Annotated in this window: 9 protein-coding genes; 6 read left to right on the top strand and 3 right to left on the bottom strand. The window is 61.5% G+C overall.

Features of this window, described 5'->3' with window-relative positions; genetic code table 11:
* Both IVB31_RS09750 and IVB31_RS09745 read right to left on the bottom strand, forming a co-directional pair.
* On the bottom strand, positions 1–951 hold a 951-nt coding region (locus IVB31_RS09750; RefSeq protein ID WP_247321242.1), incomplete at its 3' end, for a mannose-1-phosphate guanylyltransferase/mannose-6-phosphate isomerase.
* A 23-nt stretch (positions 952–974) separates the two neighbouring features.
* Positions 975–1,994: an NAD-dependent epimerase gene (locus IVB31_RS09745; RefSeq protein ID WP_247321240.1), complete on the bottom strand. Its 1,020-nt coding sequence runs from the start codon at positions 1,992–1,994 to the stop codon at positions 975–977.
* A gap of 278 nt (positions 1,995–2,272) precedes the next feature.
* Here IVB31_RS09745 and IVB31_RS09740 point away from each other — a divergent pair, with 278 nt between their 5' ends.
* Together IVB31_RS09740 and IVB31_RS09735 are read left to right on the top strand one after the other, a co-directional pair.
* Positions 2,273–3,388: a glycosyltransferase family 1 protein gene (locus IVB31_RS09740; protein ID WP_247321259.1), complete on the top strand. Its 1,116-nt coding sequence runs from the start codon at positions 2,273–2,275 to the stop codon at positions 3,386–3,388.
* A gap of 82 nt (positions 3,389–3,470) precedes the next feature.
* Positions 3,471–4,631, top strand: coding sequence for a glycosyltransferase (locus IVB31_RS09735; RefSeq protein ID WP_247321238.1), 1,161 nt, complete (start codon positions 3,471–3,473; stop codon positions 4,629–4,631).
* Positions 4,632–4,642: 11 nt separating this feature from the next.
* Here IVB31_RS09735 and IVB31_RS09730 read toward each other — a convergent pair whose 3' ends face one another.
* The gene (locus IVB31_RS09730; RefSeq protein ID WP_247321236.1) at positions 4,643–4,786 is read right to left on the bottom strand and encodes a hypothetical protein; all 144 of its coding nucleotides are present in this window, start codon (positions 4,784–4,786) and stop codon (positions 4,643–4,645) included.
* Positions 4,787–5,452: 666 nt separating this feature from the next.
* Here IVB31_RS09730 and IVB31_RS09725 point away from each other — a divergent pair.
* From IVB31_RS09725 to IVB31_RS09710, 4 genes are all read left to right on the top strand, one after another.
* Entirely contained in the window at positions 5,453–6,553 is a 1,101-nt protein-coding gene (locus IVB31_RS09725) for a polysaccharide biosynthesis/export family protein (RefSeq protein ID WP_247321234.1), read from the top strand.
* Positions 6,554–6,664: 111 nt separating this feature from the next.
* Positions 6,665–8,005, top strand: coding sequence for a hypothetical protein (locus IVB31_RS09720; RefSeq protein ID WP_247321232.1), 1,341 nt, complete (start codon positions 6,665–6,667; stop codon positions 8,003–8,005).
* A 41-nt stretch (positions 8,006–8,046) separates the two neighbouring features.
* A complete protein-coding gene (locus IVB31_RS09715) occupies positions 8,047–9,249 on the top strand; it encodes a glycosyltransferase family 4 protein (protein WP_247321227.1) in 1,203 nt (400 codons plus the stop codon).
* A gap of 54 nt (positions 9,250–9,303) precedes the next feature.
* Positions 9,304–10,500, top strand: a complete 1,197-nt coding sequence (locus tag IVB31_RS09710; protein ID WP_247321225.1) for a glycosyltransferase family 4 protein — start codon at positions 9,304–9,306, stop codon at positions 10,498–10,500.
* Positions 10,501–10,528 lie beyond the last annotated feature (28 nt).

Here is a 10,528-nt window from a genome sequence, read left to right as displayed (position 1 = left end):
GACGCCTTCGAGCGCGACCAGCGCGGAATCGGTGGTGACGTTGCAGTTGCGGGAGTCTTCGAACACCGCAGAGCCGTGCGCGGCATTGCCTTGCGCGTCCTTGTCCGACAATTCCCACACCGCGTGCCAGGAGCCGACGTCGGACCAGCCGCAGGACACCGGCACGACGGCTGCGCGCGAGGTCTTCTCCATCACGGCATAGTCGATCGAGATCGCCTTGGCCGCGCCGAACGCCTCGGGCTCCAGCGTCACGAAGCCGAGATCGCGGCCGGCATTGGCCACCGCATTGGAGATCGCCTCCACGCTCGCCGCGTCGACCCTGCGGTATTCGTCGAGCAGCACGGCGGCGGGGAACATGAAGTTGCCGCTGTTCCAGAGATAGCCGGAATTGACGTAGTCGGCGGCCTTCACGGCATCCGGCTTCTCGACGAAGCGCGCCACCGCATGCACCGCACCGGAGATCACCTCGCCCGGGCTGATATAGCCGTATTCGGTTGCAGGCCGCTCCGGCTTGACGCCGAAGGTGACGATACGCCCGGCGCTCGCGGCAGTGAGGCCTTCGCGGCAGGCCGCGACAAAGGCGGCATTGTCCTGCACCACATGGTCGGCGGCGAGCGCGAGCACGATGGCGTCGCTGGCGCGGTTCTGCGCGAACACCGCGCCCGCGGCGATCGCCGGCCCGGAATCGCGCCGCATCGGCTCGAGGATCACGTCGGCCTCGATGCCGATCTCGGCGAGCTGCTCCAGCACCATGAAGCGGTAGGACGCATTGGTGATGACGATCGGACGATCGAACAGCGAGGCCTCCGACACGCGCAGCAGCGTGTCCTGGAAGGTCGAGCGCGTACCGAACAGCGGCAGGAATTGCTTGGGGCGCACCTCGCGCGAAGCCGGCCACAGCCGCGTTCCGGCACCGCCGCACATGATCAGGGGGATAATTTTTTGAGACACGTGCGAGCTACTCAGGTTAGGGGTTATACATGGTGATACTGTCGATACCATTCGACGAAGCGGCCAAGGCCCTCCGCGATTGACGTCGACGGCGAGAAGCCGACGTCGCGCTGGAGCGCGGAAATGTCGGCGCGCGTCTCGAGGACGTCCCCGGCCTGCATCGGCAAAAGCTGGCGGACCGCCGGCTTGCCGATGATCTTCTCAAGCGTTTCGACGAACTCGATCAGCTTGACCGACCTGTTGTTGCCGATGTTGTAGACGCGATAGGGCGCATAACTGGACGAGTTTTCCGGCCGCTCGGCGTTCCACGCGGGATTCGGCGTCGCCGGCCGATCGAGGGTGCGGATCACACCCTCGACGATATCGTCGACATAGGTGAAATCGCGCCACATATCGCCGTTGTTGAAAATCTTGATCGGCTCATTCGCGAAGATCGCGCGCGTGAACAGCCAGGCGGCCATGTCGGGCCGGCCCCACGGACCATAGACGGTGAAGAAGCGAAGACCGGTCACCGGCAGCTTGTGAACATGCGCGAACGTGTGCGCCATCAGTTCGTTGGCCTTCTTGCTCGCGGCATAGAGGCTGACCGGATGGTTGACCGAATGCTCGGTCGAATACGGCAAGGTGCGATTGGCGCCGTACACGGAGCTCGACGAGGCGTAGACCAGATGCGCCAGACCGTGGCGCCGGCCGGCTTCGAGCACGGTGACAAAGCCGTCACAATTGGCGCGGATGCTGGTGATGGGATCGTCGATCGACGCGCGCACGCCGGGCTGCGCCGCCAGATGCACGACGCGATCCGGCGAGACATCGTCGAACACACGCGTCACCGCGGCGAAGTCTGCAAGATCGATCTCGTAGAATTTGAACCCTGGATGGTGATCGAGTGTTGCAAGGCGCGCACGCTTCAGCGCCGGATCGTAATATGGCGTGAGGGCATCGATGCCAACGACCTGTTCGCCACGTGCCAACAGCCGTTCACAAACGTGCATTCCGATAAAACCGGCAGCACCGGTAACGATCACTGGCCGCAAAGTCGTCATCTCGTTCATTCCGCAAAGCAATGCCAGACCAAGACATGAGAGGCAAGGTTTGGACGATCACGACATCATCGAACCAAGCGCATCCATGTAAGCGCATTGAAATGTGTAGGAAACATGATGGTGTCATGCATCCTCGCATGCTATCCGCCCGCGAGGATGTTCGAACGATAGCGCCACATGTGCTACACGTGATAGATCGTATATTCGGCGCGAAATGCTTAGTCCTGAGGCAAATTTCGCGTAAGACGCCCCAAGACCCGCAAAGAAAAAGATCGGCTTTGAAACTCTCCATCAACGGCAGGTTCCTGTCACAGTCGCTAACGGGCGTGCAGCGCTACGCCGCCGAAATCGTCAAGGCGATGGACCGCTTGCTGGCGAGTGGAGAGGCTCCGCGGCAACTCCTGGACGCAGAGTGGCAAATCCTGGCGCCGCCAAATGCGCAAACGCTCGCCGGTCTTCGCCGCATCACCATCAAGCAGGTCGGATCGTTGCAGGGGCACGCGTGGGACCAGATCGATCTGGCGCGTGCGGCCGCCGGCACGCGTCTGGTCAGCCTCGCCAATTCCGGCCCCGTGCTCCATCGCGACCATCTGGTCGTGATTCACGACGCGCAGGTTTTCAAACGACCGGACTTTTTCAGCTGGCGCTACCTCGCCCTGCATCGGACGCTTGGTCAATTGCTGGCGCGCGCCGCAACGATCGCAACAGTTTCCGCGTTTTCGCGCAACGAACTTGCCGAGGTGCTGTCGCTAGATCCCGCCTCCATTCCGGTGATTCCGAACAGCGCGGAGCACTTCGCGACCGTCGCGCCCGATTTCTCGATCATCGACACGCTGCATCTTGCGCCTCACCAGTTCTTTCTCTTTGTCGGCTCGATGACCAAGAACAAGAACGTCGACACCGCCATTCGCGCCGCCGAGCGGCTTGGCCGCGCCGATTTTCCGCTGGTCGTGGTCGGCGGCGACAACAGCAAGGTCTTTGGCGGCAGCGCTGCGGAGTCGAGATCCGGCATCGTCATCGCGGGCCGCCTGAAGGACGAGGAAATAGCGGCGCTGTTCGCTCGGGCTGCCGCGTTCGTATTTCCCAGCCTCTACGAGGGCTTCGGCATACCTCCCCTCGAGGCCATGTACTTCTCCTGCCCAGTGATCGCGAGTTCCGCGGCTGCGGTTCGTGAGACCTGCGACGATGCCGCCGTCTATTTCGATGCGCTCAACGCAGACGAGCTGTCGGCGCGGATGCGCGAAAGAATTGAACTTGGCCGGATTTCTCCGGCGGAACAACAGAAGCAGCAAAAGCGCCTGATGACATATTCCTGGGCCAAGTCCGCCGCAGCGATGCTCGAATTTCTCGCCAAACCCGCTCCGGACCCTGCGTCCCGCCGTCCGGCCCAATGACGCGGCCCAAATATTGCTGCTTACAGGCACGAGACTTGTGTCTGCGAGATCCGGCGTCTGCAAGACAAGGAAGGAATGACCGTTGACCAGCGGCCTGAAAGTTCTGCACATCGCCGAAACGGTCAGAGGCGGCATCGCGACCTACCTCAACGAGCTGCATCCGCATCAGAGCGCGAGCTTCGGCCGCGGAAACGTCAACTACGTCGTTCCGTCCGATCATCGCAGCGATCTGGTGAACATCGAGGACGACGCCGTCACCACGTTCCCGCGCGACGGCCGTAACGCGGTCGGCCTGTTTCGCATGCTTTTTGCGGCGATGCGCGCGGTCCGGCAGCTTCGGCCGGACATCATCCATCTTCACTCGTCGTTCGCGGGCCTCGTGGTGCGCCCGGTGCTCTGGCTGACCTATCGGCGTTCGCGCATCGTCTATTGCCCGCACGGGTGGGCCTTCGGCCGGGAGACCGGCCGTCTCAGCCGCGAGGTCACGAAGTTCACCGAGCTCGTGCTGTCGAAGCTCACCCATCGCATCGTCTGCATCTCGGAAAGCGAGCGGGCGGATGCCGAGCAGGTCGGAATCGCGGCGAATCGCCTGGTTCTTGTGCACAACGGGATTTCCAAGCAGCGTCCCGCGCTCGACAAGGGCGCGACGCCATGGCGGTCGGACAAGATCAAGGTGCTCTTCATCGGACGCCTCGACCGTCAAAAGGGCTATGATCTGCTGATCGATGCGGCGCGCGCGCTCGGAGACAAGCTTGATGTGCGCCTGATCGGTGCTTCGGTCGTCAGCAAATTCCGCAGAAGCGACCTGCCGGCCAACGTCTCGCTGCTGGGCTGGATGAACCGCAACCAGATCGAGGCCGAGCTCGACCAGGCCGATATGGTCGCGATTCCGTCACGCTGGGAGGCGTTTGGACTGGTCGCCATCGAGGCGATGCGGGCGGGAAAGCCCATCATCGCGTTCCGCGTCGGCGCCCTGCCGGAAATCGTCGAAGACAATGCGACGGGCGTGCTGTGCGACGAGGTCTCGGCCGAAAAGCTGATGGAAGGCTTTCAGCGCGCCACCCGGCTGGATCTGCCCGCGGTCGGCCGCGCCGGATACGAGCGCTTCACCCGCCTCTACGACATCGAGCAGACCCACCGCACCCTGAGTCAGGTCTATGCCGACGTCCTGCACATGCGGATAAGCGAATCCGGGCAGCAGGCGAAGTTGCAGTCCGACTTCCCGAACAATCTGCGATCGTAGGGATCGGCCAATCAAGCCATCCGGCGGGGATCGTCCTGCGTGAAGTCGCCGTCGGTCACGCGATTGTCCGAGAATGACCACGCGACTGCAAACATGACGACCATCGCGCAGACGAGAAAGCCGGCCGCGAACAGCAGTGATCCGGTGTGCAACATCGTCTTCGCCTTCCCTTTTGGTTGACCGACCACTAGCCGGATCAGGATTAGGAAGACCTTACGGACGCCAGCGTGACGCCAGCTTCCAAATCTAAGCGTTAACGGAGGTGGAATCCCGTCGCAGAAATATCGGTCCGATGAACCGCGCGTGACCTCCGCTCAGGGCAACCTGCCAGTCGCCGGGACGACGAAGCCACAACGCAGGGTAAACTCAAGCTCGAATCCAACACTTGAAGTTTACGGCGATCTCATCCCACGGCGATGGATATGCACGTGCGACGGCATCACCGCGCGGTGCTCACGAGTTCGCCCCGGCCTCAATCGTGACATCGATCTGACACGTGTATGTCCAGTATGCGAACTGCTTATTAAAGAGGTCGCTCAGCACAAATTTTGGACAGCGATTTGCACGCGTATCGAGGTTCATAAGTGGCAATAAGGTCACAGCCATAAGTGCTTTACCATAAAGTCGAAGACGTAGCAGTGACTCTGCAGCACGGGATTTGTACGGTGATTCCGATTTTAGATGAGTACGAGGGAATAGTGGTGGCTAAAACCGAACATTCGAATTTTGATTTCGGGATTAGCCGAATCCTGGCTGTCGCGGCGATCAGCATCTCCCTGGCGGGTTGCGCGGGCTTCATTCCCTTGGACTCTCCAGATGCCGTGGCCACGCAAACAAATGCAGCGCTCGTCACCGAACCGACCGCGCCGCTCGCCTACGCGCTGATGCCGGTCAACCCGGCGATCCTTCAGGCAACCAACGCGTTCACGGATGCCTCCGGAATGGTGTTCTCCCGCCTTCCCGGCGGCAATTATCGCGATGTCACGATCGGCATCGGCGACATCGTCACCGTGACCGTCTACGAAGCGCAGGCAGGCGGCCTGTTCATTCCGCGCGAAGCCGGTGTGAGGCCGGGCAACTTCGTCGACATTCCACGTCAGCAGGTCGACCAATCCGGCAACATCAACATTCCCTACGCCGGGTCGGTCAAGGTCGCCGGACTGACGCCGCGCGCGGTTTCGAACATCATCCGCGAGCGTCTCAAGGACCGCGCTATCGACCCGCAGGCCGTCGTGAGCGTGGCCGAGCAGCGCGGCAACCAGATCAGCGTGCTCGGCGAAGTCAACTCGCCGCAGCGATTTCCGGTCGACCCGGGCGGGATTCGGCTGATGGGCGCGATCGCGCGCGCCGGCGGCCCGAAATATCCGTCCTACGAGAGCACGATCACGATCAAGCGCGAGGGCCGCACCTACAGCGAGTCGATGTCCTCGGTCGTGCACAACCCCAACGAGGACGCGCTGCTCGCTCCAGGCGACGTCGTCTTCCTGACCCGCATTCCGCGCGTCTACATGGTGTTCGGTTCGACGCCGTCTCCGGGATCGATCGGCGGCACCAACAACCGCCGCTTCTCGTTCGAGAACGACAACATGTCGCTGGCTGAAGCCATCGCCAAGGCCGGCGGCCTCGACGGCAATCGCGCGGACTCGAAGTCGATCTACCTCTATCGTTTCGAGCCCAAGCCGCTGCTGGAGCGTATCGGCATTGACGTATCCCAGTTCCCGACCAAGTCGGTGCCCGCGGTCTACAAGTTCGACATGAGCAAGCCCGACGGCTGGTTCCAGGCCGATACGTTCAGGATGCGCGATCATGACGTGATCTCGGTGGCGGAATCGCCGTCGACCGAATTCATCAAGCTCATGAACCCGCTGAACGCGGCGACCGTGAACGCGGACAACATCAGCTCCTTGGTGAACGCGAAGTGATCTGAACCAGGAATCTGCCGCCCACGCATATGTGGCGGCAGATCGCCCAATTCGAAACATAAGGGGAAGGTAGTTCGTTCAGCCAATCGTTGGCGAATGTGGAGCTGCAGCGTGCCCGAACCGACCAGACCTGTCTTGCGTAGCTTGCACGTGCTGTCCGCCGCACTGGTTGCGGCCATCAGCATAGCGTCGTCGCCCGCTGGTGCTCAGAATGCGCACCCCCTGGATGAGCGAATTCTGCTGGGTGTGGGCACGCACCAGGGTCTAGGCGGCCCCATAGGCGGGCGCGGATATGTGCCCTCCATTGCCGTGAAGCAGTTGAAGGACCTTGGAGTCACCTCGTTCCGCGACGACTTTCCCTGGTCGGATTTCGAGATACCCGGCCGTGCATTCGGCTTCAACCCGCAACTCGGCCGCCTCGAGGCTCAGGTCAAGTCCGGCGTCGGGAGGCCCGTGCTCATTCTCGGTTTCGGCCATCACCTCGTGCCCAACTCCAACCCGCCGACGACGGACGAGGCGCGGCAGCGGTTCGTCAACTATGCAACGGCGGCTGCGCTATCGGTGGCGCCCCAGCGGCCCATCTTCGAGATGTGGAACGAATATAACCTTGGCGCACGCAGAAACCCGGACTTCAACGTGGAGAATTACGTTGCGCTCGCCAAAGCGGTGCAGCCGGCGGTGAAGCGTGCGGTCCCCTCGGCCCCCTTCGTGGTCGGCGTACTCGGCGACGATCCGGGGTTCAAATGGACGGACGCGTTGCTGAAGACCGATCTGCTCAAGATCGCCGACGGCATATCGATCCACATCTACAACCACTGCGCAGCGCCCGCCGGACGCATCGCGGCCGAAGCGATCGAGCGCCTCGAGACGTTTCAACGACGTGTCGCCGAGGCAACGGGTAATGCCAACTATCCGGTTTACCTGACTGAAACCGGCTGGCCGACCGGCGAAGCCAAGTGCAGCGTGAACGAGCAGCTTTCCGCCGACAACATGGCGCAAATCATCCTGTGGTCGTCGACGGCTCCGCCATGGCTGAAGGGTATCTGGATCTACGAGCTCAAGGACAGCGGCACCAAGCTGACCGAGCTCGAGCACAATTTCGGAATCTATCATTTCGACAACTCACCGAAGCCCGCTGTGTGCTCCATCCGCGAAAGCTGGGCATTCATTCGTTCAAGCCAGACCGCGGAACGAACAAAGCCCGTTCCCGGCGTGGTCCTCATCCGCAGCAAGAGCGGTTCGGAAACGAAGGCGGCGCTTTGGTCGGAAAATCCGACCAAACGTTTTGAAGTGCGATTGAAAGGCACAGAACCGAATGCCGAGGTCAGCCATTTATGCCAGCAGGCGGCGGGTCCCGCTCCCGGCGCATGGACCGAGCTATCGACCACGCCGCTACTCGTCACCGCGAAGGGTCAAGCCGCACTTGATTTCGAGATCAGGCCGGCTAACTGAGGCTCTCATGACGGCTGCGGTCGGCTAATCCGAGGCAATTCTTGAGAGTACTCATCGTCAATACACTTTATCCGCCGGAAATCATCGGCGGTGCCGAAGTGTCCGTGTCACTGCTCGCGGAGGCGCTGGCGCAGCGCGGCCAGCAGGTGTCGGTCGTCTCGCTGCAAAAAGAAGAGACGCTGTCGGTCGGCGACCTCAACGGCGTGCGCGTCTATCGCGTGCCGCTGGACAACGACTACTGGCCGTTTGGCCGCGATGCCAAGCCCTCCGCGATGCAGCGCCTGAAGTGGCACTTGCGGGATACCTGGAATCGCAAGGCCGCCGCGCGCTTCGCCGAGATTCTGGACATCGAAAAGCCCGATGTCGTCCACACCAATAATATCACGGGATTTTCCGTCTCGCTGTGGTCGGAAGCCAAACGTCGCAACATCAGAATTGTGCATACCTTGCGTGACTACTCACTGATCTGCAAACGGTCGACGCTCTTTCGAGCAGGAGCGACGTGCATGCGGCGCTGCACGGCCTGCACCACAATGACCGCGCCATATCGCCGCGCTTCGCGGATGGTCGACGCCGTGACGTCCAACAGCCAATACGTGCTGGATCGCCACCTCGCGCCCGGCTACTTCACGGACATCCCTTGCCGCGTCATCTTCAATATCGCGGATACGGCCAACCTGGGCACAACACCGGGGCCTGCTACCAACGACCTGATCTTCGGCTTTATCGGACGCCTGGAGCCTGAAAAGGGGATCGACGTCGTGCTCAGGGCGGCGGAGTTGCTGCCGGACGCCGGTTGGCAACTCAAAATTGCCGGCAGAGGTCTTGAAGCCTACGTACGAGATCTCAAGGCAGCCTCACGAAATGATCGCGTGCAATGGCTCGGATTCACCAAATCCGCGGACTTCTATGCCGGTGTCGACGTCTGCCTGATCAGCTCGGTCTGGCCGGAGCCACTGCCACGGACGCTCATCGAGGGGATCGGGGCGGGCAAGGCCACAATTTGTTCCACAGCTGGTGGAATACCGGAGATATCGGAGTTTTCTAATCTGATAGGAAAGTATGAGCCAAGCGACCATCGACGGCTCGCCGAACTGATGCAGGAGGCAATTCGTCAGGCGGATCGATGGAAGAAGAGCTCACCTGCCCGACCGGACTTTGCGGAGAAATTCACCCCCGACACGATTACACGGCAGATCCTGGAGATGTACACCGGCAAGTCCGGGACCTATTCACAAGAATAGCGGGCGAAAAAGCCGCAGCAGCAATGCCACAATGGATATTGAGACATATTCTTAATGAAGGTCCTCGTCACCTCATCGCTTTACCCGACGCCCGGAGCCCCGAAAGTCGTCGGCGGCGCAGAAATATTCGTCGGGCGCCTGGTCGAAAGCCTCGTTGCGCGTGGTGACACGATCGAGGTTGTGCGTGCCGCATCCCTGCCCAACCAAAAGGCCGAGAGGCACAACGAGGTCGACGTCTATTCCGCGCCAAGCCAGAACATTTATCTGCCGTTTACCGAACAGCGAAGCGCGCCCGCGCGCGGCATCTGGCACGCGATCGAGGACTGGCAGCGAACGGCAGATGTCGTGGGCGCGCGCATGGATGCCTTCAAGCCCGACCTGCTGCATTCCAATAACCTTTCGGGCCTGACGACGGCAGTCTGGAAGGCGGCGTTCGACCGGCGCATTCCAATTGTCCACACGCTGCACGACTATTATCTGACCTGTCCCCGGTGCTCGCGCTTCTCCGACGGCCGGGCCTGCAAGCACACCTGCTTGAGCTGCAAACTGTTAACCGTCAGCCGCCGCTCCGCGACCAAGCAGCTGAGTGCCGTCGTCGGCGTGAGCCAGCGGATCCTCGACATCCATACGGAACTCGGCCTGTTCGCGAATATCGGAACGCGGAAAGTCATCCGGCATGCATCGGCGCTCAAGCTGGCCGCTCCGTTCAACACCCCTCCCTCGAACATTCTGAGGCTGGGCTTCATCGGAAGGCTGACCGAGGAAAAAGGCATCTACAATCTGGTCAAGGCGGTCGGCTTGTTGCCGCCCAGCTCCGTCCGGCTCGTCATCGCCGGATATGCCAGCGACGAATTGAAGCAGGAGCTTCGAACTCTCGCGCCGCGCGCAACGCTGGAGTTCCTCGGGTTCGTTGCGCCGGAAAAATTCTACGAACAGATCGACGTGGTCGTCATTCCGCCGATCTGGGAAGAGCCGGGCCCGATCGTGGTCGCCGACGCGCGCGCCGCCGGCAAGCCATTCCTTGGAACGAGGTTTGGCGGAATCCCCGAAGCCGTCGCGCTCGGTGCGAAGGGCTGGCTCACGGAACCGGATCCGGAGTCTCTCGCAGCCAGCATCCAGCAGCTTCTGTCGAAGCCGGACGAAATCGCGGCGATGGTTAAGCAACTATCCCTACAAACCAATCAATATACCTTCGCGAGCGTCGTCGAAGAGTATCGCAATCTCTTCGAAGGCATCGTCGCGAGCCGATAATCGGCATGACAGGAGATTGACGGTCCGG

This window comes from Bradyrhizobium sp. 21, from assembly GCF_023073335.1.
GTDB lineage: Bacteria > Pseudomonadota > Alphaproteobacteria > Rhizobiales > Xanthobacteraceae > Bradyrhizobium.
Note: the sequence above shows the minus strand (reverse complement) of the source record. Positions and strands in the feature narration are given on the sequence as shown.

What these genes read in the sequence shown, in the direction of transcription:
- IVB31_RS09745 (WP_247321240.1), bottom strand. Translation starts at nt 1,994, where the DNA reads ATGACGACTTTGCGGCCAGTGATCGTTACCGGTGCTGCCGGTTTTATC.
- IVB31_RS09710 (WP_247321225.1), top strand. Translation starts at nt 9,304, where the DNA reads ATGAAGGTCCTCGTCACCTCATCGCTTTACCCGACGCCCGGAGCCCCG.
- IVB31_RS09730 (WP_247321236.1), bottom strand. Translation starts at nt 4,786, where the DNA reads ATGTTGCACACCGGATCACTGCTGTTCGCGGCCGGCTTTCTCGTCTGC.